The sequence below is a fragment of the Flavobacterium qiangtangense genome (assembly GCF_042658345.1).
Lineage (GTDB): Bacteria > Bacteroidota > Bacteroidia > Flavobacteriales > Flavobacteriaceae > Flavobacterium > Flavobacterium qiangtangense.
Genome location: NZ_JBHSQB010000014.1, coordinates 1 through 1,167 on the forward strand (window position 1 = coordinate 1; position 1,167 = coordinate 1,167).

General features: G+C 50.7%; 1 pseudogene. It reads left to right on the top strand.

The window, feature by feature from the left end:
- Window positions 1–1,167 (top strand): annotated as a pseudogene (locus ACFPVY_RS15700) (hypothetical protein); the annotation flags it as partial.

The window sequence follows — 1,167 nt, forward strand, 5'->3', positions numbered from 1 at the left end:
TCTAACGGAAGCGGAATCGACACATTAAACGGTGCCCAAGTTCTTATCGGAAACGTAAACCTTACAGTTACAACTCCTGCAACGCCAAATACGGCCGGAGCCTTGGTTCCGACGATCGACCTTGCAACCGGAAACGTGGTAATTCCTGCCGGAACCCCAGCCGGAAGCTACACGATCACCTACCAGATCTGCGAAAAACTAAACCCGACAAACTGCGATACGGCAGTAGTTACGATTCCTGTTGCAAAAGCAGTTATCGACGCTGTTAACGACACGATGCCATCAACAAACGGCGCAACCGGAAGCACGAATGCCGGAAACATCTTCGCTTCTAACGGAAGCGGAATCGACACATTGAACGGAACACAGGTTCTTATCGGAAACGTAAATCTTTCGGTAACCGCTCCAGCAACGCCAAACACGGCCGGAGCCTTGGTTCCGACGATCGACCTTGCAACCGGGAACGTCATAATTCCTGCGGGAACCCCAGCCGGAAGCTACACGATCACCTACCAGATCTGCGAAAAACTAAACCCGACAAACTGCGATACTGCAATAGTTACGATTCCTGTTGCAAAAGCAGTTATCGACGCTGTTAACGACACGATTCCATCAACAAACGGCGCAACCGGAAACACGAATGCAGGAAACATCTTCGCTTCTAACGGAAGCGGAATCGACACATTAAACGGTGCCCAAGTCCTTATCGGAAACGTAAATCTCTCGGTTACGACTCCTGCAACGCCAAATACGGCCGGAGCATTGGTTCCGACAATCGACCTTGCAACCGGGAACGTGGTAATTCCTGCGGGAACCCCAGCCGGAAACTACACGATCACCTACCAGATCTGCGAAAAATTAAACCCGACGAACTGCGATACGGCAATAGTTACGATTCCTGTGACAAAAGCAGTAATCGATGCCCAAAACGATGCGATTCCATCAACAAACGGCGCAACCGGAAACAACAATGCCGGAAACATTTTCGCCTCTAACGGAAGCGGAATCGACACATTAAACGGTGCCCAGGTTCTTATCTCAAACGTAAATCTTTCGGTTACGACTCCTGCAACGCCGAACACGGCCGGAGCATTGGTTCCAACGATCGACCTTGCAACCGGAAACGTTGTAATTCCTGCGGGAACCCCAGCCGGAAGCTACACGATC